The sequence below is a fragment of the Allobosea sp. RAF48 genome, from assembly GCF_052114025.1.
Lineage (GTDB): Bacteria > Pseudomonadota > Alphaproteobacteria > Rhizobiales > Beijerinckiaceae > Allobosea.
In genome coordinates, this window is the sequence record NZ_JBFRDZ010000002.1 from 155,318 (window position 1) to 182,132 (window position 26,815).

The 26,815-nt window shown below is 66.2% G+C and carries 25 protein-coding genes, 1 tRNA gene and 1 pseudogene; 13 read left to right on the forward strand and 14 right to left on the reverse strand.

What is annotated here, in order from left to right:
• Nucleotides 1-30 precede the first annotated feature (30 nt).
• From AB4Z10_RS04105 to AB4Z10_RS04115, 3 genes are read left to right on the forward strand one after another with little or no spacing between them, the layout of a single operon-like run.
• Nucleotides 31-978, forward strand: a complete 948-nt coding sequence (locus tag AB4Z10_RS04105) for a hydroxymethylglutaryl-CoA lyase (protein WP_441469107.1) — start codon at nucleotides 31-33, stop codon at nucleotides 976-978.
• Between the two features lie 55 nt (nucleotides 979-1,033).
• Nucleotides 1,034-2,140, forward strand: coding sequence for an aminotransferase class I/II-fold pyridoxal phosphate-dependent enzyme (locus AB4Z10_RS04110; RefSeq protein ID WP_441469108.1), 1,107 nt, complete (start codon nucleotides 1,034-1,036; stop codon nucleotides 2,138-2,140).
• A gap of 59 nt (nucleotides 2,141-2,199) precedes the next feature.
• Nucleotides 2,200-2,385: a hypothetical protein gene (locus AB4Z10_RS04115; protein WP_441469109.1), complete on the forward strand. Its 186-nt coding sequence runs from the start codon at nucleotides 2,200-2,202 to the stop codon at nucleotides 2,383-2,385.
• Nucleotides 2,386-2,659: 274 nt separating this feature from the next.
• Here AB4Z10_RS04115 and AB4Z10_RS04120 read toward each other — a convergent pair.
• The 3 genes from AB4Z10_RS04120 to AB4Z10_RS04130 all read right to left on the reverse strand — a co-directional run bounded on the left by AB4Z10_RS04120 (nucleotide 2,660) and on the right by AB4Z10_RS04130 (nucleotide 3,588).
• Nucleotides 2,660-2,736: transfer RNA gene (locus AB4Z10_RS04120), tRNA-Arg, on the reverse strand.
• Nucleotides 2,737-2,872: 136 nt separating this feature from the next.
• On the reverse strand, nucleotides 2,873-3,247 hold the full coding sequence (hisE, locus tag AB4Z10_RS04125) for a phosphoribosyl-ATP diphosphatase (protein ID WP_441469110.1): 375 nt from the start codon (nucleotides 3,245-3,247) through the stop codon (nucleotides 2,873-2,875).
• 134 nt (nucleotides 3,248-3,381) lie between these two features.
• Nucleotides 3,382-3,588 (reverse strand): hypothetical protein, encoded by a 207-nt coding sequence (locus AB4Z10_RS04130; protein WP_441469111.1) that lies wholly within the window; start codon nucleotides 3,586-3,588, stop codon nucleotides 3,382-3,384.
• Nucleotides 3,589-3,894: 306 nt separating this feature from the next.
• Here AB4Z10_RS04130 and ykgO point away from each other — a divergent pair, with 306 nt between their 5' ends.
• Together ykgO and AB4Z10_RS04140 are read left to right on the forward strand one after the other, a co-directional pair.
• Nucleotides 3,895-4,020 (forward strand): type B 50S ribosomal protein L36, encoded by a 126-nt coding sequence (gene ykgO / locus AB4Z10_RS04135; protein ID WP_038363015.1) that lies wholly within the window; start codon nucleotides 3,895-3,897, stop codon nucleotides 4,018-4,020.
• Between the two features lie 137 nt (nucleotides 4,021-4,157).
• A complete protein-coding gene (locus AB4Z10_RS04140) occupies nucleotides 4,158-4,808 on the forward strand; it encodes a tetratricopeptide repeat protein (RefSeq protein WP_441469112.1) in 651 nt (216 codons plus the stop codon).
• A 30-nt stretch (nucleotides 4,809-4,838) separates the two neighbouring features.
• Here the strand turns inward: AB4Z10_RS04140 and pyk are convergent, their stop codons facing one another.
• The 3 genes and pseudogenes from pyk to AB4Z10_RS04155 form a co-directional block, all read right to left on the reverse strand.
• Complete coding sequence (gene pyk, locus AB4Z10_RS04145) at nucleotides 4,839-6,278, reverse strand: pyruvate kinase (protein ID WP_441469113.1); 1,440 nt, start codon at nucleotides 6,276-6,278, stop codon at nucleotides 4,839-4,841.
• 209 nt (nucleotides 6,279-6,487) lie between these two features.
• Nucleotides 6,488-6,883 (reverse strand): annotated as a pseudogene (locus AB4Z10_RS04150) (DUF1036 domain-containing protein); the annotation flags it as partial.
• A gap of 20 nt (nucleotides 6,884-6,903) precedes the next feature.
• Nucleotides 6,904-8,217, reverse strand: a complete 1,314-nt coding sequence (locus tag AB4Z10_RS04155) for a glycerate kinase type-2 family protein (protein ID WP_441469114.1) — start codon at nucleotides 8,215-8,217, stop codon at nucleotides 6,904-6,906.
• Nucleotides 8,218-8,447: 230 nt separating this feature from the next.
• On the opposite strand from AB4Z10_RS04155, the gene AB4Z10_RS04160 reads away from it, so the two are divergent.
• On the forward strand, nucleotides 8,448-8,690 hold the full coding sequence (locus AB4Z10_RS04160) for a DUF2312 domain-containing protein (protein WP_038363023.1): 243 nt from the start codon (nucleotides 8,448-8,450) through the stop codon (nucleotides 8,688-8,690).
• Nucleotides 8,691-8,723: 33 nt separating this feature from the next.
• On the opposite strand, the gene AB4Z10_RS04165 is transcribed toward AB4Z10_RS04160, so the two are convergent.
• A complete protein-coding gene (locus AB4Z10_RS04165; protein WP_441469115.1) occupies nucleotides 8,724-9,443 on the reverse strand; it encodes a ribonuclease activity regulator RraA in 720 nt (239 codons plus the stop codon).
• Nucleotides 9,444-9,646: 203 nt separating this feature from the next.
• Between AB4Z10_RS04165 and AB4Z10_RS04170 the strand changes: the two genes are divergently transcribed.
• The 3 genes from AB4Z10_RS04170 (at nucleotide 9,647) to AB4Z10_RS04180 (ending at nucleotide 13,326) form a co-directional block, all read left to right on the forward strand.
• Nucleotides 9,647-10,330, forward strand: a complete 684-nt coding sequence (locus tag AB4Z10_RS04170) for a FadR/GntR family transcriptional regulator (protein WP_441469116.1) — start codon at nucleotides 9,647-9,649, stop codon at nucleotides 10,328-10,330.
• Between the two features lie 202 nt (nucleotides 10,331-10,532).
• Nucleotides 10,533-11,555 (forward strand): ABC transporter substrate-binding protein, encoded by a 1,023-nt coding sequence (locus tag AB4Z10_RS04175; RefSeq protein WP_441469117.1) that lies wholly within the window; start codon nucleotides 10,533-10,535, stop codon nucleotides 11,553-11,555.
• Nucleotides 11,556-11,589: 34 nt separating this feature from the next.
• Nucleotides 11,590-13,326, forward strand: coding sequence for a cache domain-containing protein (locus AB4Z10_RS04180; RefSeq protein ID WP_441469118.1), 1,737 nt, complete (start codon nucleotides 11,590-11,592; stop codon nucleotides 13,324-13,326).
• A gap of 6 nt (nucleotides 13,327-13,332) precedes the next feature.
• Here AB4Z10_RS04180 and AB4Z10_RS04185 read toward each other — a convergent pair whose 3' ends face one another.
• Entirely contained in the window at nucleotides 13,333-13,998 is a 666-nt protein-coding gene (locus AB4Z10_RS04185; RefSeq protein WP_441469119.1) for a Crp/Fnr family transcriptional regulator, read from the reverse strand.
• A gap of 702 nt (nucleotides 13,999-14,700) precedes the next feature.
• Between AB4Z10_RS04185 and AB4Z10_RS04190 the strand changes: the two genes are divergently transcribed.
• Genes AB4Z10_RS04190 through AB4Z10_RS04200 form a run of 3 tightly spaced genes read left to right on the forward strand, consistent with a single transcriptional unit; the run spans nucleotide 14,701 to nucleotide 18,543 of the window.
• Complete coding sequence (locus AB4Z10_RS04190; protein ID WP_441469120.1) at nucleotides 14,701-16,455, forward strand: adenylate/guanylate cyclase domain-containing protein; 1,755 nt, start codon at nucleotides 14,701-14,703, stop codon at nucleotides 16,453-16,455.
• Nucleotides 16,456-16,505: 50 nt separating this feature from the next.
• Nucleotides 16,506-17,507, forward strand: coding sequence for a phosphatase PAP2 family protein (locus AB4Z10_RS04195; RefSeq protein WP_441469121.1), 1,002 nt, complete (start codon nucleotides 16,506-16,508; stop codon nucleotides 17,505-17,507).
• A 10-nt stretch (nucleotides 17,508-17,517) separates the two neighbouring features.
• Complete coding sequence (locus tag AB4Z10_RS04200; protein WP_441469122.1) at nucleotides 17,518-18,543, forward strand: G1 family glutamic endopeptidase; 1,026 nt, start codon at nucleotides 17,518-17,520, stop codon at nucleotides 18,541-18,543.
• Between the two features lie 38 nt (nucleotides 18,544-18,581).
• On the opposite strand, the gene AB4Z10_RS04205 is transcribed toward AB4Z10_RS04200, so the two are convergent.
• Nucleotides 18,582-19,535 (reverse strand): carbohydrate kinase family protein, encoded by a 954-nt coding sequence (locus AB4Z10_RS04205; RefSeq protein ID WP_441469123.1) that lies wholly within the window; start codon nucleotides 19,533-19,535, stop codon nucleotides 18,582-18,584.
• Between the two features lie 398 nt (nucleotides 19,536-19,933).
• Between AB4Z10_RS04205 and AB4Z10_RS04210 the strand changes: the two genes are divergently transcribed.
• Nucleotides 19,934-20,770, forward strand: a complete 837-nt coding sequence (locus tag AB4Z10_RS04210; RefSeq protein WP_441469124.1) for an alpha/beta fold hydrolase — start codon at nucleotides 19,934-19,936, stop codon at nucleotides 20,768-20,770.
• 65 nt (nucleotides 20,771-20,835) lie between these two features.
• Here AB4Z10_RS04210 and AB4Z10_RS04215 read toward each other — a convergent pair whose 3' ends face one another.
• From AB4Z10_RS04215 to AB4Z10_RS04235, 5 genes are all read right to left on the reverse strand, one after another.
• On the reverse strand, nucleotides 20,836-22,650 hold the full coding sequence (locus tag AB4Z10_RS04215; protein ID WP_441469125.1) for an ABC transporter ATP-binding protein/permease: 1,815 nt from the start codon (nucleotides 22,648-22,650) through the stop codon (nucleotides 20,836-20,838).
• Between the two features lie 468 nt (nucleotides 22,651-23,118).
• The gene (locus tag AB4Z10_RS04220; RefSeq protein ID WP_441469126.1) at nucleotides 23,119-23,808 is read right to left on the reverse strand and encodes an ankyrin repeat domain-containing protein; all 690 of its coding nucleotides are present in this window, start codon (nucleotides 23,806-23,808) and stop codon (nucleotides 23,119-23,121) included.
• A gap of 75 nt (nucleotides 23,809-23,883) precedes the next feature.
• Nucleotides 23,884-24,372 carry a GlcG/HbpS family heme-binding protein gene (locus tag AB4Z10_RS04225; RefSeq protein WP_441469127.1) on the reverse strand — a complete coding sequence of 163 codons (489 nt, stop codon included), beginning with the start codon at nucleotides 24,370-24,372 and terminating at the stop codon, nucleotides 23,884-23,886.
• Nucleotides 24,373-24,529: 157 nt separating this feature from the next.
• Nucleotides 24,530-25,135, reverse strand: coding sequence for a response regulator transcription factor (locus AB4Z10_RS04230; RefSeq protein ID WP_441469128.1), 606 nt, complete (start codon nucleotides 25,133-25,135; stop codon nucleotides 24,530-24,532).
• Complete coding sequence (locus AB4Z10_RS04235; protein WP_441469129.1) at nucleotides 25,132-26,685, reverse strand: sensor histidine kinase; 1,554 nt, start codon at nucleotides 26,683-26,685, stop codon at nucleotides 25,132-25,134. Before AB4Z10_RS04235 ends, AB4Z10_RS04230 begins: the two co-directional genes overlap by 4 nt.
• Nucleotides 26,686-26,815: the final 130 nt, after the last annotated feature.

A 26,815-nucleotide genomic window follows, 5' to 3' on the forward strand; every position in this document is an offset into this window, starting at 1 on the left:
GCGATCTCTTGTGCGGGGATAAATGCTGCGATGTCGGAGCTGCCCAAATCGGTTCGCCTCACGGAAGTCGGCCCCCGCGACGGCTTGCAGATCGAAGCCCGCATCCTAACGGTCGACGAGAAACTCGCGCTGATCGATGCGCTGGCCGCCGCCGGGTTGAGCGAGATCGAGGTCGGCTCCTTCGTCAACCCCAAGGCGGTGCCGCAGATGGCGACAACCGGCGAGCTCTTCCGGCGGTTGGTCAAGCGGCCCGGCACGTCCTATCGCGGCTTGTGGCTGAACCGCCGCGGCCTGGAGCAGGCGATCGCGACACCTCAGATCGACTTGCACGGCAAGCTTACGATCACCGCCAGCGAAACCTTCATCAGGCGCAACACCAACCGCTCGATCGACGAGGCTTTTGTCGAGATGGCCGCGTGGCTGCCGCTCTATCGGGAGGTTGGGGTGACCGACTGTTCACTGGGCGTCATGACGGCATTCGGCTGCACCTTCGAAGGTGACATCCCGGCTCAGACGAGCATCGCCCTGATCGCCCGCGCTCGCGATATCGTCGCCGACGGCGGCGTCAGGCTGACCGCGCTTGATCTCGCCGACACCACCGGCTGGGGAAACCCGCTGCTCGTACAGAGGCTGGTGGGCGGCATTCGCGAACGCTGGCCGGAACTGGCGATCAAGCTGCATCTTCACGATACCCGCGGGCTCGGCATCGCCAATGCGATTGCCGGCCTGCAGATGGGCGTCGCCGAATTCGACGGCTCGATCGGTGGGCTCGGCGGCTGCCCCTTCGCCGGATTGCGCGGAGCTGCGGGCAATGTCTGCACCGAGGATCTCGCCTTCGCCTGCGAGGAGCTCGGCATTGCCACCGGCATCGACCTCAACCAGCTCTGCGAAGCTGCGCGGCTGGCACAATCCCTGGTCGGTCGCGAGTTGCCCGGAAAGGTCTTCAGGGCCGGGCACAGACGCGCGAACTCGCAGTAAAGGCGCGCTTCAACGATCCCGTTCCTGCCATCGCTCTCCTAGGATGTCGTATCAGATGCCCGATTCCTTCATGGTCAATCCGAATATCCTAAGGGTCTCGCCTTACAATGCCGGGCTGAGCACCGCGGCGGCACGTCAGGCGAGCGGCAGGCAGGACATCGCCCGTCTCGCCAGCAACGAGAATCCATATGGCTGCTCACCGCTGGTCGTCGATGTGATCGCAGCCGCGGCGATTGAACCCTGGCGATACGCGGACCCGGCTTGCACGGCACTGCGCGGCGCATTGGGAGCCAGCCTGGATATCGCGACGGACCGCATCCTGGTCGGGAACGGTTCAGAGGAGCTGATCGCTGCAATCTGCCGCATGGCGCTCCGGCCCGCCGATGAGGTCGTCACGGTCGCGCCGAGTTTCGGCCTTCACGAGATCGAGCCGGTGGCCGCCGGCGCTTGTGTCCATAAGATCGCGATGACGGCCAGGCTGGACTTCGACTACGACGCGCTCGAACGAGCAATCGCACGCGGCCCGCGCATCGTTTTCCTGAGTTCGCCCTGGAACCCGGTAGGGACCGCACTCGACGCACAGCGCTTTCAGCGCCTTGTTGACGTGACCGGCCCGCAGACCCTGCTCGTGCTCGACGAAGCCTATGTCGAGTTCGTGTCGCCGGAGGCGGCGTTCGACAGCATCGCCATGCTGGACAAGGCAGCGGTGAACTATGTCGTGCTGCGCACCTTTTCCAAAGCCTATGGGCTGGCAGGATTGAGAGTCGGCTATGGGATCTTCTCCGACCCCAGGCTTGCCGGCCTCGCCGCTCGTGCCAAGACGCCTTTCAACGTCAACACCGCAGCCCAACATGCAGCGGTCGCAGCCCTCGCCGACGAGGCGTGGATGAAGGACGCTGCGGCGATGATTGTGGAGCAGCGCTTGATCATGGAACAGGCGTTGCTGGATGCAGGGTACAGGCCCGCTTCATCGGAGGCCAATTTCGTGTTTTTCGATTGCTGCGAGAACGCGGCTTCTCTCGCAGAACGCCTCCTGAAGGTCGGGATTATCGTGAAGCCATGGCGCGAGCCTGGCTTCGAAACGTTCATGCGTGTCTCTGTTGGACTGCCTGCGGAAAACCAGTTCGCTTTGGAGGCGATACGAAGCGTTCGCAGGCTGTGATCCACCCCCGTTGAATGGGGCCCCCTGCTGCATGTCTTGAAGCAGAGGGGAGGACCGGAATGCCGACGATCCGCGAGGACGTCGGCGACGTGCTGCTTGGCGATGTTGTCGCTGCCTGGGTCGAAGACCTGATGGAGGGCCGGGCAGTCGCGGCTACAAGGCCGCAAACGATCGCCGCCTGGCGCTGGAAAACGCACTTGAGCCGGCGGTCGAGGGTGATCGGATCGCGAAAGATCCGCTCCTGAAGGTGAAGAGCTGGCGCATCTGCGCGCAGCGCCGAGCTGGCGGTAACCGGCGCGAGCGACGCCGAGATCATGGCTCAGATCGAGCAGGCGCAGGGAAAGGCTGCCCGGATCCATCTATCGCCGGCAGACTGAACGGCGCAGGCTCGCTGACGACGGCCACGCGAAAGTCGACAACGTGATCAACGTTCCGGCCAAGCGGAAAGCGCAGAACAATGCGTAAATGGAAGGTGGTAAGCCGCCCTATGAACGGCGCTCTCTGGAGAGAGCTAAGTGATGGCGCGCCCGAAAGGATTCGAACCTCTGACCCTCAGATTCGTAGTCTGATGCTCTATCCAGCTGAGCTACGGGCGCGTCTCAGAACGTCAAGACGCTAGCGCGTCTGGCCTGATGAAGGCGGAGATAAAGGCTTCGTTTCGTCTTGGCAACCTCAAAATCGCCGAGACCGTCGAATTCTTCGCGGCTGTGGATAGCACGCGATCGCGCGTCGTTACGGTTGTGGTGCAAGCGGGGTAGAGCGCCGTCGTGGCGCTTTCCCGCGCTGCGCGTCACCTCTCTTGGGCAGCTTCTCGGCCATGCCGTACAAGCGCTCCCGGCGATCAAGCTCTCCCCAGATATCGGCCGGCTCAATGCCGAGGGCGGTCCAGAGCACGGTCAGATTGTAGATCAGGTCGGCGCTTTCGAGGATGGCGGCCTGGCGATTGCCCTGCAGCGCCTCCAGGCTCAGCTCGACAGCCTCTTCCGCAACCTTCTTGGCCATCTTGGGCAGGCCGTCGGCAAAAAGCTTGGCCGTGCGCGAGGTCGTAGGATCGCGAAGGCGCGAATCCAGGACGGCAGCATGGAGACGGCGCAGCGAATCGGACATTCAGGAAGGATTCGGCTGCCAGATGAGAGTTTGATGACAATCCCACCGGGGCACTTCGAGGCCCGATGCAGTTACAGCTGCCCTGCACCCGGACGGGCGCAGGGCAAGATGGCTGCCGAGACGTCGCTACTCTGTCAGTAAGAGGCCCGGCGCACCGCACGCGAGACGGAAGGACCGGTGACCGCACCGGCCGCACCGCCCACCACGGCCCCGACCGGACCGGCGACGACCGCACCGGTGCCGGCGCCGACCGCCGCGCCGCCGATGCGCTGCTCGACGGTGTTGCCGCAGGCGCCGAGCGTCAGCGCCGCAGCAAAAAGGGTCAGGATCGATAGGCGCATGTTCAAGTCCTCCGGATCAGGGGGCCGGGTGATTCCCGGCCGCGCTGCCGTCAAAGCAGGCACAGTCGGGCTTTTGCATGGCCGAGAGCTTCCGGAGCCGTGTTCGGACTTGCGGTCCGCGGAAAAATCCGTATACAGCCGGCATCGTATCAGTCGCACCATGGTCATGGGCGGCGAGGGCTCCCAAGCATCGGCCCGAAAAGTGGACCCCGGTTTTCGGGATAGCCGATGCTGCCAGAACCCGCGTCGCAGGCTGAAGGTTTTTGACCGGCGCGTTCGCGAGGACGGGTCGATGGAGTTGAGACAATGAAGATCCGCAATTCGCTGAAGTCGCTCCGCGCGCGCCATCGCGACAACCAGCTGGTGCGCCGCAAGGGCCGCGTCTACATCATCAACAAGGTCCAGAAGCGCTTCAAGGCGCGTCAGGGCTGAGCTTCTGCGCGACCTGGTCGCGCAGGGCCTGACCGGACTTTGCAAGGCGGGGCGCCAACCGGCGCGCCCGCTTTTTGCGTTGCGTGCTCGCCTCTGCGTGATTTGACCTGCGGGGCTCGGCGGCTACACTCCCCCACATGAAGCGCTTTTCCTCGCCTTCCGTCCTTGCCCTGGGGCTGGCCTTAGCGGGCGGCCTTGGGGCGAGCGCGGTCGTTGCTCAAACGACCGGCTCGCCGCGGCCCGGCGCAGTCGCGCCGTCCGACAAGGCCGATAATCCCGCTACGCCTTCAGCCCCGCAGCGCAGTCCGGCCGCGACACTCGACCGGCTGTTCGAGCGCCTTCATGACGCCGCGACGCAGGAAGAGGCCGAGGGTGTAGCCCGGCTGATCCAGCGTCGCTGGGCACGCTCCGGCTCCGATACGGCCGACCTCTTGATGAGTCGCGCGCAGCAGGCCTTGCAGGACAAGCAGACGGAACTCGCGATCGAATTGCTCGACCGCATCATCAGCTTGCAGCCGAACTGGGCCGAGGCCTGGAACCAGCGCGCCAACGCGCTTTATCTCGCCGGCGATTCGATCCGCTCGATGATCGATATCGGCGAGACGCTGAAGCGCGAGCCGCGCCATTACGGCGCAATGATGGGCCTGGGCATGATCCTGCGCCAGCAGGGCGACGACAAGGGCGCCATGATCGCCTTCCGCAAGGCACTGGCACTCTATCCGCAGTTCGATGCGGTGAAGAAGGCGGTGGACTCGCTCAAGAGCGAGGTCGACGGTCGCGACGCCTGACGCCCGGCGAGCCCGCCCTCCCCTCGCGGCTCATGCCTTCGCGACATGCTCCTGGCCGATGAAGGCGATGCGGACCATGTTGGTCGCACCAGGAGTGCCGAAGGGCACGCCGGCAACGACGATGATCCGGTCGCCGAGCTTGGCATAATGCTCGCGCACCGCGAATTTGCAGGCGCGGAAAGCCATGTCGTCGGCGTCGCTGGCGTCCTTGGTGACGATGGCGTGCACGCCCCAGACCAACGTGAGACGGCGCGCCGTGGCGCGGTTCGGCGTCAGTGCGATCACGGTCGAATTCGGGCGCTCCCGGGCGATGCGGAAGGCTGTGGAGCCGGATGAGGTCCAGGCGCAGACCGCCTTGAGGTGCAGGGTCTCGGCGATCTCGTGGGCGGCCTTGGCGATGGCGTCCGCGCCGGTGGCCTCGGGCTCGGCGCGCTGCGCCTCCAGGATCGAGCGGTAGACCGTCTCGCCTTCGACCTCCTCGGCAATGCGGTTCATCATCGTCACGGCCTCGACCGGGTACTGGCCGGCGGCGCTCTCGGCCGAGAGCATCACGGCGTCCGCGCCCTCGAAGACCGCGGTCGCGACGTCCGAGACCTCGGCGCGGGTCGGCACCGGGCTGGTGATCATGCTCTCCAGCATCTGCGTAGCGACCACCACAGGCTTGCCCTTGCGCCGCGCCATGCGGATCATCCGCTTCTGCGTGCCCGGCACTTTCTCGAGCGGCATCTCGACGCCCAAATCGCCGCGCGCGACCATGATGGCATCCGAGGCCTCGATGATCTCCTCCAGCCGCAATACGGCCTGAGGCTTCTCGATCTTGGCCAGCGCCAGCGCCCGGCCACGCACGATCTTGCGCAGCTCCGCCATGTCCTCGGGACGCTGCACGAAGGAAAGCGCGATCCAGTCGACGCCGACCTCGGCCGCGACCTCGGCGTCGGCCCGGTCCTTCTCGGTCATCGCCGAGACGGGGATGGTGGTGTCGGGCAGGCTGACGCCCTTGCGCGACGACAGGCGCCCGCCGACCGTGACGCGCGTGACGGCTTCCTTTTGCGAGGCCCTCTCCACGACAAGGCGCAGCTTGCCGTCATCGAGGATGAGGTTGTGGCCGGGCTCGAGCGCGCTCAGGATCTCGGGATGGGGCAGCTGGACGCGCTTGGCATCACCCGGCGCAGCGTCTGAATCGAGGGTGAAGATCGCTCCCTTTTCCAGCATCACACCGCCATCGCCGCCGAACTGGCCGACGCGCAGCTTGGGGCCCTGCAGATCGACAAGGATGCCGACCGGGCGCCGGAACTTGGTTTCCAGCCCGCGCAGCATCGCCACCTTCTCCGCCAGCGTCTCGCGCTGGGTGTGGCTCATATTGATGCGGAAGACATCGACGCCAGCCTCGAACAGCTTGGCGCACATCTCCTCGCTGGAGGAGGCGGGTCCGAGGGTGGCGATGATCTTGATCCGGCGTTCGCGCTTCATTGTCAGTCCCCGTAAGGCCGGGCCGTTTCCGCCCGGGCCTGTCAGCACCCGTGAATTCATCCGCGGGCCGGGCCGCCTGCGCGCTCTGCGGCGCTGGTCGCCCGTCTCCGCCTTCCCCAACCGGCCGACAAGGCCGGCTTCAATCATTGTCGCCGCAGCATCCCGTTCCGGTGTTCCCGTCAGGGGCGCGGCGATGCGGCTCCGCCTGTATCGGTGAGTTGGATCGTCCAGCTCTTCTGCTCGCCGGTATCGACTTCGAAGAAGCCGGCGCGGTCATAACCGCGAGCCAGGCAGTCCTCGATGCCGCGAATCGTGAATTCCTTGTTGCGGACGCACATGACGGATTTGCCGGTCCATTCGCCGCCTTTGTCGTAATCGAGAGCGTGGACGTAGTAGAAGCGCGCCGCCAGCGTGCCACGCAACAGCGTCTCGCAGCCGCGCGGGCTGATGTTCCACCAGCCCTCAGTCGTCCAGCCCTGCGCGTCACGGTAGCCGATCGCGACGCCGATGCGGCTCGAGGTCGTGTTGCACATGCGCAAATCGGCCTTGGCCGGCAAGGCGCTTGCGACGAAGGCGGCGGCGCAGCAGGCCGCCAGAAGGACCACTCGCTGGTTCAGGAGAAATCTCACGGCTCGATCAGGATTACGCGGCAGTCGTTGACATTGGTGAGCGTCGGTCCCGGCTGCAGCAAATCGCCCAGCGCTTCGAAGAAGCCGGTCGAGTCGTTGTCGGCGAGGGATCGGGCGGGATCAAGGCCGATTTCGGCCGCGCGCACCAAAGTTTGCGGGTCGATGAACGCGCCCGCAGGGTCGCTCGCCTCACCGCCGCCGCCATCGGTGCCGTCGGTATCGCCCGAGAGCGCGACAATGCCGGGCTCGCCGGCCAGCGCGATCGCCAGCGCCAGGGCATATTCCTGATTGGGACCGCCGCGGCCGGAGCCGCGCAGCGTCACGGTGAGCTCGCCGCCGGAGAGGATCGCGGCACGCCTGCCCTCGCGCTTCAGCCGCCGCGCTAGCTCCGCATGGCCCGCAGCAACCTCGCGGGCCTCGCCTTCCACGTCCGGGCCGAGATCATGGACCTCGTAGCCCGCCGCCTCGGCGGTGGCGCGAGCGGCCGCAAGCGCGTCGGCCGGACGGGCGATGATACGGAATTCGCTGTTCGCGAAGGCAGAATGGCCGGGCTTCGGCGTCTCGTTGGCGGCGTCGTCGAGCAGGGCTCGGGCGGCGGGCGGCAGGTCGAGCCCGTAGCGGGCGACGATGGCGCGGGCCTGCTCCGTCGTGGAGGGATCGGCGACGGTCGGCCCCGAGGCGATAGCGGTCGGCTCGTCGCCGGGCACGTCGGAGATTGCGAGCGTCAGCACCTTGGCAGGCGCGGCCGCCAAGGCAAGCCGGCCACCCTTGATCCGCGACAGGCGCTTGCGGACGATGTTCATCTCGCCGATCGGGGCGCCGGAGCGCAGCAGCGCCCTGTTGACCGCCTGCTTCTCGGCGAGCGCAAGCCTGCCTGCCGGGGCGACCCAATTGGCTGAACCGCCGCCGGAGAGCAGGACCAGGACGAGATCATCCGCCGTCGCGGAAGCGGCGAGCGCCAGGGCCTGTTCGGCGCTGTCGATGCTGCCCTGATCGGGCACCGGGTGGCCGGCCGCCACCATGGGAATGCGGCGCGTCGGCGTCGTATAGCCGTGGCGGGCGACCGCGTGGCCGAGAAGACGCTCGGGCGGAAAGCCGCCATCGAGATAGTGAGCTTCGGCAAGAGCGGTCATGCTGCCCGCAGCCTTTCCGGCAGCGAGCAGGATCAGGCGGCCAGTCGCCGGGGCGGGCGGAAGATGCTGCGGCAGGCATCCGGACGGATGAGCCCGCGAAACGGCGGCATCGTAGATCTTTCGCGCCGTCTCCCGCAGCTTCGCTGTCTCGGTCACAGGACTGTGCACGTTGCTCATTTCCACCCGGCGCTGCCGCTAGCCACAGCAGTTCTCTTGATCCTTCTTAGGTGCCGCGAAGGTCGGCGTCATCTGTCTTATGGCGATTAAGTCATACTTTTCTTCGGCGGTATCTCCGGATGGAATTGCGGCATCACAGCTGTTGAGGGCCGGGCGTTTGCGGCTTGACGCCCTGCCCCAATCCGGGCGAACGCTGCCCGCCGAATTTTCATACCCCGGAAGGATATCAGATGGACGATCCGGTTCAGGGCGATCAGCTCAAGAGCATTGTCGAGCGCATCGAGCGGCTCGAGGAAGAGAAGAAGACGATCGCCGACGACATCAAGGAGGTCTATGCCGAGGCCAAGGGCAACGGCTACGACGTCAAGGTGCTGCGCAAGGTCGTGGCGCTGCGCAAGCGCGATCTCGAAGAGCGCAAGGAGGAAGAGGCGATCCTCGACCTCTATCTCCAGGCAGTCGGCGAGACGGTCTGAGCCGGGGCGGCTGCGGACCGCGGCGAGCGGTCCTCAGCGGTTCCTATCCTTGCGCCAGGCGGCGAAGTCGATCTTCGTTTGCTCCTCCGTCGCGGGATAGAGGCCGAGAATCGAGCGGCCCTTCATCACCTCCTCGGTGACGAAATCCTCGAAGGCGGTCATCTCGACCGCCTCATCCGCCACCTCGTCGGCGAGATGAACCGGGATGACCACGACGCCCTCGCCATCGCCGAGCACGACGTCCCCCGGCCAGACAGCGACATCGCCGCAGCCGATCGGCACGTTGATGTCTACAGCCTGATGCAGCGTCAGGTTGGTCGGCGCCGCCGGCCGGTTATGATAGGCCGGGATGGGCAGCTGCGCGATCTCCGGGGAATCGCGGAAGCCGCCATCGGTGACGACACCGGCAACGCCCCGCTTCATGAGCCGCGAGACGAGGATGCCGCCCGCCGAGGCGGCACGCGCATCCTTGCGGCTATCGATCACCATCACCGCATCGGGCGGACAATCCTCGACTGCCTTGCGCTGCGGATGCGCCCGGTCCTGGAACACCGAGAGCGGATTCAGATCCTCGCGCGCCGGAATGTAGCGAAGCGTGAAGGCTTCGCCGACCATCGTGCCGGTATCCTGGCTCAACGGCCGGACATCCTGGATGAACTGGTTGCGGAAGCCGCGCTTGAAGAGGGCCGTGCAGACCGTGGCGACGGAGACGGCGCGGAGCTTGTTGCGTGTTTCCGGCTTGAGCTTGGACATCAGTTCATTCCCGAAGAGATGCGCCGCCCACTCGCGGCATCGACGCCCGAGTCGAAAGCGGTCCGGCGCCGGTTGCAGCACACTTCGACCAAACGCCTATAACTTGTAAAATAAGTTGTAAAGTAGCATCCTGAAAATGCATACCGGCTCTTGCCCGGCGGGAGTGCGATTGACGCGATGAAAAATGGCCCGCGGCGAAGACAATGAGCACCGGCAAGCTTGGCGACCGCGTCTACGAGTACATCCTGAGTCAGATCATGACCGGGGATTTCGCCGTAGCCGCTCGGCTGCCCTCCGAGAGCGAACTCGCCGAGCGCCTGGCCGTCTCCCGCCCGATCGTTCGCGAAGCGCTGGGCCGGCTGCGCGACGACGGCCTGATCGAATCGCGGCGCGGATCGGGCTCCTATGTCCTGCGCAGGCCAGCGCCCGATGTGCGTAGCTTTGCGCCGATCAACAGCATCGCCGACATCCAGCGCTGCTTCGTCTTCCGGATTGCCGTGGAAGGGGAAGCCGCCGCGCTGGCAGCGAAGATGTGCGACGAGGACGGCTTCCTGAAACTGCGCCACGCCTTCATCGCACTGGAGATCGTCGGCGAGCAGGGACGGCTCGGCGTCGAGGAGGACATCACCTTCCATCGCGCCGTCGCTGAGACGACCGGCAACCACTTCTTCGTGACGACGCTCAACGCGCTGCACGAGCAGATCGCCACGGGCATCAGCCTGAACCGCAACCTCTCGCTGATCCAGCCACGGTCGCGCCTGCTGACCGTCCAGCGCGAGCACAAGGCCATCCTCGATGCGATTGAGAGCCGCGACGAGGCTGCCGCTCGCCGGGCCATGCAAGTCCATCTCGAAAACGCGCGCAAGCGCGTCTTCGAAGGAAGCTAGCCCCCTCCGGTTCCTCCGGCCGCCCGCCGCGGCACGGCAACAGGCGCCGAAACGCATCTGGTTCTTCCCTCGCGGAGAAGGCGCAAGACGGGCCCCGGCTTCCGGGCTCCGGGTGACCCAACGCAACTATGCTGCTGCCACCTGACTGGGGTAGTATCCCGCCGCTCCAGATGAATGGACGATGTTGGAAGGAGAGAATGCCTTGCGCTTCTTGCCCTTCGCTTCGACCGAGGCAGGTGCCCGCGTCAACCGGCGCAACGTCCTCGCTCTTGCGGGCGGGGCGGCGGTGTGGGCCAGCCCGGCGCGGCCTCAGCAACCCGCAATGCCGCTGCTGGGCTATCTCGGTTCGGAAACCCCGGATCGCTACGCCAGCCGTCTTGTGGCCTTTCGCGCTGGGCTGGCCGAAGCTGGCTATGTCGAAGGGCGCAACGTCACGATCGATTTTCGATGGGCGGAAGGCGAGTACAAGCGCCTGCCGGCGCTCGCGCAAGATCTGGTCGGTCGCCAGGCGAACGTGATCGTCGCGCCGGGCGGCGCAGAGGTCGCGCTCGCGGCAAAATCGGCGACGGCCACGATCCCGGTTGTATTTGAGCTGGGCGGCGATCCCGTGGCACTCGGTTTGGTGGAAAGCCTGTCCCGTCCTGGCGGCAACCTCACCGGCGTCTCGAGCCTCAGCGTCGAAGTTTCGCGCAAGCGCCTGGAGTTCATGGCGGAGCTGCTCCCGAACGCCAGGCTCTTCGCCATCGCCGTCAACCCGGCCAGCCCGACCTCGAGCTCGCAATCGGCGAACCTCAACAGTGCAGCGGGCAGCCTGGGATTGGCTCTGCATCTGCTCAAGGCCAGCACGGAACAGGAATTTGACGCGCTCTTCGCCGGTGCGGCTCAAGCCGGTGCTGGCGGGCTCGTCTTCACCTCCGACCCCTATTTCGCTTACCGCAGCCCGCAGCTCGCCGCGCTCGCCGCCGCCCACGGCATCCCCGCGATCACCCAATCCCGCGACTTTCCCGTAGCCGGCGGATTGATGAGCTACGGCGGCGATTTCGAGCAGTCGCACCGTCACACGGGGGTCTATGCTGGCCGTATCCTCAAGGGGGCGAAGCCTTCGGAGCTGCCGGTCCAGCGCGTCACCAAGGTCGAGATGTTCATCAACCTGAAGGCGGCGAACGCCCTCCATCTGTCGATCCCCCCTTCGCTTCTGAGCAGCGCCGACTTCGTGATCGAATAACCCCGGCCGGTGAGCCGCCGAGCGAGCCAACGCGATGTCCAACCAGCCAGCGGCGCCGCGAAGATCGTTGTTCTGGAAGTACTTCCTTGCCCTGTTCGCTGCCGTCGTCGTGCCGTTGCTTTTTGCAGGAAGCGTCGAAGCATGGTTCGGCTATCGCGACCAGCGCACCGGGCTGAGCGATGTTCTCGATGCCGAGGCCCGAGGAGCCGCGTCCAGAATTCAGGATTTCATCGAGGGCATCCGCGATCAGCTCGGATGGGCGGTGCTGCTGCCCTGGCCCGACAGCGCGGATGAGAAGCGTAAGCTCGACGCCTACCTCGTGCTTCGCCAGGTGCCGGCCATCGAGAGCCTCAGCCTTGTCGACGCCGCCGGCCGGGAACGGCTGTTCCTGTCTCGCATCGGCCTCAACAGGGTCGAGAGCGGCAAAGACCAATCCGGGAATCCGGCCGTTGCGGGAGCGCGCTCGCATCGTGCCTGGTTCGGCCCGGTCACGTTTCAACGCGGCTCCGAACCCTTCATGACCATCGCGGTTGCCGGAAATCGCCCGACCGCGGGCGTCGCGATGGCCGAAGTCAATCTCAAATTCATCTGGGACGTGATCTCGGCGATACGCGTCGGGCGTACGGGGGAAGCCTTCGTGCTCGACCAGCCGGGCCGCCTCATCGCTCACCCGGACATCAGCCTGGTCCTGCGAGCCGATGAAACCGCCGCGAAGCCATTGCGGGACCTGCGAGCCTCCATCCTGACCCGCCCGGGGGAAGCGATCGCCGGCCGGGACGTCACGGGAGGCAGAGTGCTCGCCGCGATGGCGCCGATATCCGGCGTCGACTGGAGCGTCGTCGTCAAGCAACCCGTCGTCGAGGCCTTCGGCCCGATCTACGCTGCCCTGTGGCGCACCATGGCTCTGCTCATTGCCGGCGCAGGCCTCGCCGCCATGCTCGCCTACTGGCTCACCCAACGCATGGTCGAACCCATCGTCCTTCTGGAAGATGGCGTGGGCCGCATCGGCGCCGGACATTTCGAGCATCGGATTCACCTTGCGACGGGCGATGAGTTCGAACGGCTGGCGACCCGTTTCAACGAGATGGCGAGCGAGCTGGCGGTCTCGCAGGAACGCTCGGAGCGGATCAACCGCCTGAAGCGCTTTCTGGCCCCGCAGGTGGCAGAACTCGTGGAACGCACCGGCGACGATCACCTGCTCGACGGGCGGCGCGTCGACGTGGTCGTCGCCTTCTGCGATCTGCGCGGGTTCACCGCCTTCTCTGCCCGTGCGGAGCCCGAAACCGTCATCGGCATGCTCGGCCAATACTACACCGCTCTCGAAAAGGTGGTCAGCAGCCACGGCGCCACGCTGACGAACTTCTCCGGCGACGGCGCGATGGTGCTGTTCAATGCGCCGGTGCCCTGTGACGATCCCGCACTGGGCGCTCTGGAAATGGCGAGGGATATGCAGCTCGGCGTGCACGAGCTGTTGGCAAGCCGGCACAGCCTCGATCATCGACTCGGATTCGGCGTGGGCCTTGCAATGGGCCCGGCGACCGTCGGCCGGATCGGCTCGGAAGGCCGCCTCGACTATACCGCGATCGGCAATGTCGTGAACCTCGCCTCGCGCCTGTGTTCGATCGCGGATGATTTCGAGGTTCTTTGTGATCGCGCCGCGGCTCAAGCGGTGGGTTCGCGCCTGCCGCTTGTCGCTCTGGAGGCGCGTGTCCTGAAAGGATACGATCAGCCCGTTGCGGTCTATTCCCTCGTCATCGCCGGAAGAGCGTAGAACCGCTCAGGCGCTGTCGCGGCTGGGCTTGGCTGCCGCGATCTTCGCAAGCCTGCGAAACGCATCGATATCGAGGATCGTTAGACGTTCGCGCCCAAGCTCGATAACGCCCATCCGCTTCCAGCTCTGGAGCTGGCGGTTCACGGTTTCGCGCGTAATCCGGCTGAGGGACGCCAATTCGTCCTGCGTCGCGTGCACCTCCGCGCCGTAGTCGATCGCGAGCGTGAGGATGCGCCGGGCCAGCCGGGTCGCCGCAGGCAGGAAGGTTGTCTCCTCCATGCGCCGCAGGACGTCGCGCAGCCGCGCGCAAAGAAGCTCGATCAATTGCAACGAAATCGTGGGGTCGGTCGAAAGCAGCTTCATAAAATCCCGGCGGGGCAAAAAGAACATCTCCGTATCCTCCATGGCAACCGCATCCGCCGTTCGCGAGCGACCATCGAGAAGAGCGATTTCACCAAAGATGTCGCCGCCTCCGAGCAGATTGACCGTCATCTGCTGCCCCAGATCATTCGTTGTGCCGATGCGGATCAGGCCGCGACGGATCGCATAGAGGCCGTCGCCCGGATCGCCCTTCAGGAACAGGACCTCTCGCGCCGCCAGATGCCGAGGGCGACAGATGAGCGCGATCTCATCCAGCGTTCCCGGAAGCAAACCCGCGAAGAACGGGTTCACAGCCAGGAGGCTCGCGATGCGAAGAGGCCTATCGTTCATCTGGCGCCCCCCGACATTCGGGTTTCCGGAGCAGCCTGAGGCTATGTGATTCAGCGCACAGAACCTGCAGCGTGAACGGTAGAGAACTCCGTCGCCAAAGGCCGCCGCGACCGCATCCCGCGACCTCGGTGAGAGCCCGACCGAACGGAGCTCAATTGTGCACGACGCTCTGAACCTTTCTCATGCACTCTCAAGCCTAGCAGCTCAGGCTTCGCTGCGCGACCGGACGGCAGAAGTGTCGCCGGCGCCGCCGCCGGCACGCGCCGCCTCAGGTCTGCTTCGTTGGCTGATCCCGGCCCATATCCTATGGCGCAGCGAAGCTGATACGGCCCCTCTCGACGAACACACGTTGAGCGACATCGGGCTGTCTCGGATGGACATGCTCTACAGCGACCCGAAGAAATAGGTCGCAGGCGGCTCATGCCCGCGGTTCCCAGAGGTCGAATGGGCGCTCTTCCAGCCCGGCCCGGAACCTCATCTCGACAGATCGCTCCGCATCGGAAGACAACCGCCAGCGTTTTCGCTTCATGACCCAGGCACCGGTTCGGCAATGCTTGCGGTGGACCTCGCACCGCTCTCATGCCAGCATCCGGGGAGGCTTGATCCATCGTGGTGATCCCGGCCCTTACAGGGCCGGCTTCAGGTGTGAGAGCTTCTGCGAAGATGCAACGTCGTCTGGCCGCCATTCTCTCAGCCGACGTGGTCGGCTACATGCGCCTGAGCGAGGCGGCGGAAGAACCGACGCATCAACGGCTGATGAGCCTGCGCGCCGGCCTGATCGACCCTTGCGTGCGCGAGCATGACGGACAGATCGTCAAGAACACGGGCGACGGATTTCTGGCGACGTTCGATAGCGCGCCCGTGGCAGCCCGTTGCGCCCTGTCTCTCCAGCAGGCGCTTGCGGCAGCAACCGTCGATCAGCCCGCGTCCCTGCGGATCGCATTTCGGATGGGCATTCATCTTGCCGACGTCATCTTCGAGAACGACGACATCTTCGGGGATGGCGTCAATGTCGCGGCCCGGCTGCAATCCTACGCAGAACAGGGTGGGGTCATCGTTTCGGAGGCTGTTTTCGAGCAGCTCGACGTAGCGGAGAGGACGCAGGGCTCCGATATGGGTGAGATCTTCCTGCGCAATCACGAGCGGCCGGTGCGGGTCTTCGCTCTTCGTCCCGAGCCGGGGCATGCTCCCGTACGCAAGATCGGCGAGAGCCACGCCGGGACAGACGCAAGGGCCTCGATTGCCGTCCTGCCGTTCCGCATGAACGGCGCCCGATCGAACAAAGCCTCCATCGCCGATGGTGTGGTCGACTCGATCATTCAGTCGCTGTCGGGCCTCAAGGAACTGTTCGTCATATCGCGCGGGTCGACGCTGGAATTTGGCCGGCAGCGGATCGACCCGGTCACAGTCGGGCGCAAGCTCGGCGTCCGCTACGTCATGGACGGCACCGTCTCGCTGTCCCACAGCCGCGTACGCATCAGCACCGAGCTCATCGCCAACGAGAACGGGGCGGTGGTCAGCGCCGATCACTACGACGGCCAGGTCAACGAGCTGTTCGACCTCCAGGACCGGATCGCACTGGAACTTGTCAGAACTGTCGCGCCCCATGTCCGGGAACGCGAGCTGCGGCGTGCCTTGCGTCAGCACCCGCAGAACATGACCGCCTATGACCTGCTGCTCCAGGCGCTGGACCTGCTCTACAAGATGGACGCCGACAGCTTTGCCCGTGCGCGCGGGCTGCTGCAGCAGGCCATGGCGCTGGACCCGTCCTACGCGCCGCCCTTCACCTACACGGCTCTCTGGCATGTCTTCCGCGTCGGCGAACTCGGCTCGCCCGACCCGGATGGCGATGCGCAGGCAGCGGTCGATCGGGCGCGCGCAGCCATCGAGCGCGACGGAAACGACCCGCTCGCGCTCGCGATCTACGGCCATGTCCAGGCCTACTTCCTGCGCGACGCGATCACCGCACAGCGCTTCCTCGACCGGGCGATCGAGGCCGGGCCGAGCGTGGCGATGGCCTGGACGATGAGCAGCGCCGCACGCGGTTTCGCCGGCGACGGCCCATTGGCCGTCGAGCACGGCGAGACGGGACAGCGTCTCGCCCCCGCCGATCCCTACCGCTTCTGGCATGAGGGCATCCTGGCTCAGGCGCACTACATCAATCGCGACTACGATCAAGCGGTCGGTTGGGCGCGCAGTGCTGTTGCGCATAATCCCTCGATCCGCTTTACTTTACGTACGCTTGCCGCAAGCCTGGTCGCAGCAGGCCGCTCCAGGGAGGCAGCAAGCGCGGCTGATCGCCTTCTCTTGCTCCAGCCCGATTTTAGACTGACACCCTATGCGCCGCGCTGCCCGTTCGCTCCGCCTATTCTGGAGAAATGGATCGGGCACTTACGGGAAGCAGGCCTGCCTGACTGAGCCGACGCCTAACGAGTTTGCCGTAACAGCAACCGTGCGGGGTTCATGCGATGACCGGCAATACGGGCAATACCGGGAACACGGGTAATACCGGCAACACCGGAAACGCGGGCATCAGCGGCGACGCCGGCAACTGGTTCGTGCCCGACAGGGCGGATTTTCCGTTCTCGATGGAATCGACGGCGGCGGGCGGGCGGATCCGGGACCTCAAGAAATCGGTCCATATCCGGCTGGACCCGACGTCCGGACCGGTGAAAAAAGTCCTTTTCACAAATGCTGCCACCGGCGGGGAGCCGGCGACCTTCGCGGATCGCAACTGGGCCGCGCAATGGTATGCCTTCCGGGTGCTGACGGAGTTCGCCGCGACGAGCTGGAACACCGACCAGTTGAACAACGCCCTGGCGGACATCCTGATCGGCTTGAACGGCACGGAAGGGACGGAGACCAGGCAGGCGCGGGAGATCAAGAACCTGCTCGCAGCCGCGCGCGACGAGCGCGCATCGGCGCTGGGCGAAATCCTCGCGCAGGATGGCGAGTTCATCACCACCTTTATGGAAGCGCTGACGATGACGCCGGCCTCCCATCCGCGGACCTTCCGGGTCCTGCACATCGCCAGCCTGGTCGCGTCTTTCAGTGCCCTCTACTACAAGCAGGTTTTCCAGCGCCCGCGTCCATCCTGGGAATGCCCGGCGCTGATGCCCCCGATCCCCGTCCCCGGACATTCATCCTATCCCAGCGGCCATGCCACCCAGGCACATCTCATGGCGGCCTGCATGGAGCACATGTTGAAGATCGTGACTCCGGCATTGCCGCAGGCTGACCAGACCGCCGCGAAAGAAACGCTCATGGCCCTCGCGCGGCGCGTCGCGCGCAATCGCGAGATCGCCGGACTGCATTATCCGAGCGATTCCGCTGCCGGGGCGGCCCTGGCATTGGCGGCTTTCGCCAAATTGTCGAAACACACCGGCACGGGGCAAAACGCAGCTCATTACACGCTTAAATCATTCGGCGAGGCCGTGACGAAGGCCGCCGCCGAATGGAAAGCTGAGTGAGGAGGCGGCAATGGCCAGCCGCTCGCCCCACGGCACGACCAAGCCCCGCCCCCGGAACGGCGCCATCGCGCCCTATCCATTGCCACCGGAGACCTTCAATCCCGCGCATGCGAGCGACGAGGATTTGCAGCGGTTTGGCCTGCCTACCCCGGCGGAATTCAGGGGCAATCCGGCGGCCGCGGCATTTCGCCTGGCTTTCCTGCATCCGCGGCCGAACGCTCCGCCCTTGCAGTTCCTCAGCGTGCTGAAAGCCGCCGATGTGGCTCCGCCCACGGGCATCGTCCGCGTTGCCGCACAAGCCTCCTGGCCGATGCAGAAGAGCATGAACTGGTCGGGCGGTTATGTGACGCCCCGTGACGGCCGCAGTCTCGTCTCCGTCATGGCGAACTGGACTGTGCCCGCGGTCTCCGCGCCGCCCGGCGGAACGGAGCCGGAATACCAGAGTTCGACGTGGATCGGTCTCGACGGGCAGAAGCTCTATCTCGATTCCTCCCTCCCCCAGATCGGGACGCGGCAGCGCTGGCTTACGGGGCCCGCGCCGCATGCCGAGTATTTGAGCTGGTTCCAATGGTGGGCGCGGGGGCAGGATCTCCCGATTCAGGAGCTCGCACTACCTATCGATCCCTATGACGAGATCAGCGCGCTCGTCACCGTGCTCGACGAGACGACGGTGCGCTGCAATCTGAAGAATGTCAGCAAGGGCATCATCCTGCAGGCCTTCGACGCATCGGCGCCAGCGGGTTTGCGCATCAGCGGCGCCAGCGCCGAGTGGATCATGGAACGGCCAAGTCCGATGGGATCGGATGGGTGGGAACCCTACGCCTTTCCCATCTACACGCCTTTCGCCTTCACCCGTTGCGTGGCCGAATCTGCGGAGCCGGAGAAGCCCGATTTGTGGGAACACGACCTCGACAGCACGCGGCTGATCCGGATGTACGAAATCGACCGCAATCCGACGAGCGTCCGAACGATCTCGACCGCCCGCCGCATCCTGGAGCCGCCACAGCGCCTCGAACTGACCCGCGTCGCGCCCTGAGCCGGAGCCCGGACCACTTGCGCGGCGGACGGCGGCAACTACGCCGGTAGAGATAGCAACGCCTCCACCTCCGCAGCAGTCGGCAAGACCGCACCCCGGCGCGTGACCGAAAGCGCCGCCGCGGCGCTCGCATAGTTCAGCAGTTCGCGAACGGACGCGATATCGAGTTCGGCCAGTGCCGCCGGATGCAGCCGGCCGGTTTGCGCGAGCCGCGCCAGCAGCGCCGCGTGGAAGGCATCCCCAGCGCCGACCGTGTCGCAAACCGTGACGAGCCGCCCAGGCACGGAGATCCGTCCGGCAGCCGAGAAGGCCATTGCCCCTCGCTCCCCCTCGGTGATGACGACCAGTTGCGCGCCGAGATCGAGCCAATAGGCGGCGGCTTCGGCGATGGTGATCTGCCCATCCCAGGCGATCCGCACATCTTCCTCGCTGGCCTTGATCAGGTTCGCGGCGCGATAGAAGCGTTCGGCCGCCGCACGCCAGCCCGCCAGCCCGCCGAGCGCCGTCGGTCGCAAATTGGGGTCGACGCTGATGAACCGCCTGCCCTTCTCGCGCTCGGCCAGCGCGGCGAGGCTCGACCCCACCGGCTCGGCCGCCATGGTGTAGGACCCGAAAGCCAGTGCCTCGACGGCCCCGGGAAGCGTCGCAGGCAGATCGGACGGCAGCAGCGAGCGATCCGCGGCACCCTCGCCATGGAAGCTGTAGCTGGGCTGGCCGCTCTCGTTCGTCGCGATGACGGAGAGCGTGCTGAGCCGGTCCGTCCGGACCAGATAACGGCGATCGACTCCTTCCCGCGCCAGGATATCGGCCAGCAGCGAACCGAACGCGTCGCGCGAAATGCCTCCGAGGAATCCGGTTTCGACGCCGAGCCGCGCGAGCCCGATCACGACATTGAACGGTGAACCACCGGGAACCGCCCGCGCCGGCATCTCGCCACGCTCGGGCGCATCGACGAACAGGTCGATCAGTGCCTCGCCACAGACCAGAATCATGATGTTTCCTCAAATGCGACCTGCCGCAATCTGCAGCACCTTTGAGAGTGAGAAGCTGAAAGTCGACGCCATGCGCCGCGCGGCACCTTGGTCTCTCTTGACGGCCGCCCCCAATTGCGGCGCTGATGATCGGGTCATTTCGCACACGCCTTCACGCGCTATTCCGGGACCCCTCCGGCGGCATGGCGCAGCCCGCTTTGACGCATCTCTGCCAGATCGAGACGATAAAGCACAAAACTCCGGGCAATCGGACAAGACGGCCCGGTGATGCCGTTGCAGATTGCAGCGCGTCAGGCGCTGCCGATCCGACGACTGGCATCGCGAAGAAATTCGATGGAGCCGATTGCGCCGGCACCGTCGACGCAAGGACCATGTTTGGCACACTGAAGGAGACTGACATGCCATTCGTCACAACCAAGGACGGGGTCGAGATCTTCTATAAGGATTGGGGACCGAAAGACGCCCAGGCCATCATGTTCCACCATGGCTGGCCGCTCTCCTCGGATGACTGGGACGGGCAACTGCTCTTCTTCCTGTCGAAGGGCTATCGCGTCGTCGCGCATGACCGCCGCGGCCATGGCCGCTCCTCCCAGGTCTGGGAGGGGCATGACATGGATCACTATGCGGCGGATGCCTCGGCGGTCGCGCAGCATCTCGATCTCAGGAACGCGGTCCATATCGGCCATTCCACCGGCGGCGGCGAGGTTGCACGCTATGTCGCCAGGCATGGCGAGCCGCAGGGGCGCGTCGCCAAGGCGGTGCTCGTCAGCGCCGTGCCGCCTCTGATGGTCAAGACCGACAACAACCCCGGCGGCCTGCCGCTGGAGGTTTTCGACGGCTTCCGCAAGGCGCTCGCCGACAACCGGGCACAGTTCTTCCTCGACGTCCCAACCGGCCCCTTCTACGGCTTCAACCGGCCGGGCGCGAAGGTCGATCAGGGCGTCATCCGGAACTGGTGGCGCCAGGGCATGGAGGGCAGCGCCAAGGCCCATTACGACGGGATCAAGGCCTTCTCCGAGACCGATCAGACCGAGGATCTCAAGGCAATCAGCGTGCCGGCCCTCGTCCTGCATGGCGAGGACGACCAGATCGTGCCGATCGGCGCCGCCGCGCACGAGTCGATCAAGCACCTCAAGAACGGCAAGCTGAAGACCTATCCGGGCTTCAGCCACGGCATGCTGACCGTGAATGCCGACGTGCTCAACGCCGATCTGCTTGCCTTCGTGCAGAGCTGACACCGAGCCTGCGGCTGGTCGATCTCGGCCCGCCGCAGGCCGGCACCGGCAAGCCTCGCCGTGCTTCAGTCTGCGGTATCTTCACGGGCCTCCCGGCGGGCCCGGAAAAGGCGCCACAACGAACGCCCGATAGGCTTGGACGTGAGATGGGCTCCAGCGGGGCGGCGTTCGAGCGTGATCTTCTGTTCGTGATAGTCTTCCAGCCCCGGGCGGTGCCCGACGCTGATGAGCGTCGCATCGGCCAGTTCGCCGTCGAACAGCCCGAGCAGCACTTCCTGGCTCTCCTCGTCGAGCGCGGACGTCGCCTCGTCCATGACGATGATGTCAGGCTTCTGGATCAGCAGGCGCGCAAAGGCGACGCGCTGGCGCTCTCCCCCCGAAAGGATGCGGTCCCAATCGTCTTCCTCGTCGAGCCGCCTGGAGAGATAGCCTAGGCCACAGCGCTGCAGCGCTCCGGTCATCGTCTCTTCGTCGACCGGGCGCTCCGAAGCCGGGTAGAGCAGGATCGAGCGCAACGTCCCGCGCGGCAGATACGGCTTTTGCGGGACGAAGGCGATCGATTGCCCTGCGGGCACGCGGATCGAGCCTGATCCCCAGGGCCAGAGCCCGGCCAATGCCCGGATGATCGTGCTCTTGCCGGAGCCGCTCTCCCCGACGATCAGAACCTTCGCACCGCGCTCGATGGCGACAGTCGCATCCGCGACGACGATACGGCCATTGCTATGGGCCAGCGACAAATTCTCGATATGGATCGCCTCGTCCTCGCTCTCCCCGAGTTCGATCTGCGTATCCGCCTCCATGATCGTGCCGACATCGAGCGCCTGCAGCTCCTCGACCAGTTCGTCGACGCGCGTGACGGAGGCGAACCACTCCGCCAGCCTGACGAAATTGTCGACGAACCAGATTAGCGCCGCCTGAACCGCACTGAAGGCCGCCACGACCTGCACGACCGCGCCGAGCGTCACGGATCCCGCCAGGAATTTGGGCGCGATGAGCAGAAGCGGCACGATCGGGAACAAGGCTCCGTTGGTATTGAGCACGAGGGCGATGATGCCTTGCTGGCGGATGATCCCGAGCCAGGCGGTGACGACGCGCCGATAGTTCTGGCCGGCCGTGCTCAACTCGTCGGCATCGCCGCGGATCAGCGCGATGCTTTCGGCATTCTCGCGCAGCCGTGTCATCTCGGCCCGGAACTGGGCTTCCATCTCGTTCTTGTGCGAGACGAGACCCACGAGCGGCCTGCCGTTCAGATAGGCCGCGAGCGAGGCGATCGCCGCATAGAGCACGGCAGCGAAGGCCATATAGCTCGGAATCACGACCGTGACGGTTCCCAGCGTCACCTCGGCCGAGCCCGCGACCTGCCAGAGGATGGCGGCGAAGGTCGCCGCCGTGATGAAGGCGCTGATCAGCCCGATCGCCAACTCGACCAGTGGCTCGATCGAGAGGCGAACATCCTCGGCGATCCTGTATTCCGGCGCCGTCAGCTTCTTGGTCAGGAACCCCAGGCGGTAATAGCGCTGATCGGCGATCCACCAGCCCGAGACGCGCCGGGTCAGATTCTCGCGCCAGCGCGTCTGGAGCAGCATGCGGCAGACCACAAGTCCCGACACCGACAGGGTCGATGCCACGACCAGAAGAGGCAGCCATCCCGTCGCCGACCATACGCCCGGGACGTCGCGCTTCTCGAGCGCATCGAAGAACAGGCGGTTCCATTCGTTGATGCCGACCGCGCTCGCCGTTTGCGCGGCAATGAAGAGCAGTACGGCGGCCGTCAGCCCCCAGGCCCGCCAGCGCGTCTCCCGGTCGCTCCAGTAGCGGAGGGCGACCCGAAAGAACTGGCGCATGCGTGAACGCTGGGAGGGAGGCGGAGCGTCGGTCATCTGCTGTCCCGCCCCGCGGAGGTCACGAACAATGTTTGGCGGCAAGGCGGGCGCGTTATCGCTCAAGCCCAATGCGCAAAGGGAGCGTCCTTGCAGCGGCGCAGGCGCGTTCTGCCCGGCGTCTCGAACGTCTCGCCATCGACGCGCGCAAGCGATGTTCCGTCGAGGAGGGTAAAGCGCGCGATCCCGTTTGCGTCAGACCACACCGCGACGACATATCGGTTCCCGTCGGAATCCTGGCATCGTTCATATCGCGCCGGAGTGACGCGGACGTCCGAACGGCGCAATTCCATCGCTCTCGAGGGCATGTCGAAACTTCTCCCGCTGCCTGCCTAAACGGTGAAGCCGCAGGCGGGGTTCCATGCCGGAGGATCGGAGCCGGTCGGTCGCGAAGGAGCGAAATGAGGACCGGCGGCCGCGCATGCCTGCCCCGGCAAGCGTGATCGCGCGTCTTCGAGCCGCGCGGCTTCAGCGTCCTTCCGGCTTTTCCAGCGCTTCGGCCATGGCCTGATAGCCGCGCGCACGGGCGTGTCGCAGCGGCGTGACGCCCTGCCCGTCCGCGATGGAGCGATCTGCTCCCGCGGCGAGCAGAGCACGGGCCGTCTCGACATGGCGTGGCCCGCCGTCGCCCAGCACCACCGACTCCATCAGAGCGGTCCAGCCGAGATTGTTGATATGGTCGAGCGGCGCCCCGGCCTCGATCAGCGCGCGAACGACGCGGTCATGGCCGAGATGCGCGGCCGCGATCAGCGCCGTGCCGTCATAGCGGCTGGTGATGAGCTTGGCCGACGCGCCGGATGCCAGCAGCGCCTTCACCATCGGCACGTCGTCGCGCACCGCCGCGATCGTCACCGCGTCATAGCGCTGGTCATCGAGCAGTCCGGGCTTCGCCCCGGATGCGATCAGGAGGCGCGCCGCCTCGGCCCGGCCCTGGAAGGCCGCGACATGCAGCGGCGTGCGGCCATTGCCGTCGCGTGCGTCGAGATCGCTCCCCGCTGCGGCAAGCTGGCGGATGGCCGCGGCGTTGCCGGTCACGGCCGCCGCGTGCAAGCCGCGATAGGCTGCCAGCTCCGCCGGGCTCGGCGCCGTCTGCGCTTCGGCCTGACCCGAGCAGACGACGGCAAGGAGCGCCAGGGCGCCCAGCAGCATTCTCGGCATGGCCGTACTCCTCGAACGACAAGGCAGGCGGCCGCGCGAGCGGCCACCTGCCTGGCGATGACCGAAAGGCCGGGCTCAGCGCAGCTTCGCCTTCACCTTCTCGATGCCGGCATTGGCGCATTCCTCATCGAGATGGCCGCCGGGCGCTCCGCCGACGCCGACGGCACCGATCACCTCGTCGCCGACCTTGACCGGCACGCCGCCGCCGAGCAGCAGGAAGCCCTCGATCGAGGCCATGTGGCGCGCGGCCGGGTTCTTCTCGGCGCCCTCGGCGATCGCGCTGGTGACGTTGCGGGCCGAAGCCGCGGTGTAGGCCTTTTCGCGGCTTGCCGAGACGGTGTGCGGGCCGGCCCGGTCGGCGCGCAGCACGGCCCGGACAACGCCGGCGCGGTCGACGACCGTGGCGGTGACGTTGAAGTTCTTGGCAGCGCAGGCGTCGACGGTCGCCTGGGCGATTTCCTGCGCGACGGCGAGCGGCATGTTGCGCTCCTGCAGGACCTGGGCGCCGGCGACGGCCGGAATGAGAGCGAGCGCTGCGGCGGCGGCAAAAACGACCTTGGACATGATCTCTCCGATGCGGGGCATGGGCGAGCCCTGAGCTCGACCGGGACCAAGCTACCGAACCGCGCGGCGAAAAAAGATCGGTGCGGCGCCGGAGACCTCTCCGTAATCCTACGGAGAGGTCTGCAAGCGCGGTCTGGTCAGCGGACCTGTTGAGCCGCTACCCTTCGAGGGCGATACGGACCATCTCGGCCACCGAGCCGGCGCCCAGCTTCTCGGCGATATTGGCGCGGTGGGTCTCGATCGTGCGCGGAGAGACGTCGAGCGCGCGGGCGATTTCCTTGGTCGAAAGACCATCGGCGACGAGGTCGAGGATCTCGCGCTCGCGCTGTGTCAGCTTCGCCAGCAGCGCCTCTCGCCCGGCACGCGCGGCCTGCGTCCGCCAGTGTTCGTCCAGCGCCGCGAAACCCGCCTCGATCGCCTCGAGCAGCACCTGCTCGTCGATCGGCTTGGTGAGGAAGTCGACGGCGCCGGCTTTGAAGGCGCGACGGCAGGCGGCGACATCGCCATGGCCGGTGATGATGACGGTGGGCATTCGCTCGACCTCGGCCGCCATGCGCTCCAGCAATTGCAGGCCGGATGTCCCGGGCATGCGGATATCGGCGACGACGCAGCCGTCCGGGCGCGCGTTCGGGCGCTCCAGGAAGGCCTGGACACTGGCGAAGGCCTTTGCCGCGAACCCCATGGTTCGCAGCAAGAGCGCGAGCGCATCGCGGACATCGACATCGTCGTCGATCAGATAGACCATGCGGGCAGCAGGCTTCATTCGGCCGCGATCCCCTGCTCGCCGGCGAGAGCCGGAAAGCGAACCGTGAACACAGCGCCCCGACCGGCGTCGCTGCGCACTGATATGCGCCCGCCAGCCGACTCGACCAGGCGCTCGCAGAGCGGCAGGCCGAGCCCCATGCCGCCGTTCTTGGTGGTGAAGAACGGCTCGAACAGCCGCTCCAGATCTGCCTCCGCGATCCCCGGACCGGTATCGCTCACGGCGATCTCGGCCTCGTGCTCGACGAGGCGGGTCGCGAGTGTGATCTCGCGCCGGCCTCCGGAATTGCTCTCCATGGCCTCGGCCGCGTTGCGGACGAGGTTGTGCACCACCTGCTCGATCGCGACCCGATCGACCCGCGCCTGCAGCGGCGACGGGCTGAGTTCCAATCGCAGAGCGATTCCGCGCTCCTGCAGGTCGCGCTGGGTCAGGGCGACGACGTTGCGGACGATCCGGTTGAGATCGTGCGGCCGCGGCTGCGGCTCGCGGCGGGTCACATAGGCCCGCAGCCGCTCCAGGATCTCGCCGGCGCGCCGCGCGTGCCGCACATTCGCTTCGAGGACGCCGATCAGCTCGTCCGGCTTCGCCGCCCCGGAGCGCGCAAGCCGCAGGCCCGCCTGGCTCTGGCTCAGGATCGCTGTGAGCGGCTGGGTGATTTCATGGGCGATGCCGGACGCCATCTCGCCGACCGTGTTCACGCGCATCGCATGGGCCAGTCGCGCATCCTGTTGGTGCAGGCGCATGGCCTCGCGCGCCCGCTGGCTGGCGCGCCGTTCGCGCAGCACCGCCAGAAGCAGCAGCACGGCGAGCCCCGAAGCCACCGGCCAGCCAATCAGCAGCGCAGGCGGCAGGATCTCGGCGAACGCCGGCCGCCGCTCCAGCGTCAGGACGAGCGGCTGGGAGCGGCTGCCCAGTGCCCGCTCGAAGGCGAGCTCAGGCATCGCCATGCCGGGCGGACGCTCCCTTCCCTGCTGGACGATCACGGCCCCGGAGCTATTGCGAAGCGTAAGCGCGGTCTCCTCCGGCAAGCCACTCTCCGGCTCGGCCATGCGCGTGGCGTCGATGACGAGAACCAGCGCCCGCGGCTCGGAACCGTTATCCGGTACACGTTTGACGAGGGCGTAGAAGGGCTTTCCCCCGCGGCTGGGCAGCGTGCTGGCTTGCCCCGGCGAAAGCTCCCGGATGCGCGCCGCGAGCGCGGCCGGATCGAAATCCTTGAGGTTTTCGACTGCTTTCCTGTCGAGCCCCTCCGGCGGAGCGCCTGATCCTGCCAGCTCAACGGCCGCGATACGCGGATAAAAGCGCTGCATTGCCTCGACGACCGCCCGGAACGTGGCGGAGTCCGCGGTCGAACTCGCCAGTACCGCCGCCAGGCTGGTGAGATGCGCGTCATGTTGCTCGGCGCGTTGCGAGATCACGCGATGAAGCGTCGTCCCCTCGCGCTGGAGCGCATCACGCGCACGAATGGCTTCGATCGCCGCTCCCAGCCCCAGGCCGGCGAGCGCGAGCGGAATCCACAGCAGCAGGAATCTGGCGAGTCGGGATTTCAAGGGCACGATCCGGTTCGCCCCGAGCCTACTGCGCCAGCCTGGTGCCGTCACCGTGCTCTGTCATCACGCGATGCGCGGAAGGTCTTGCCGCGGCAACCGCAGCTCAATAGGCTCCCTTCCGACGCGCCGA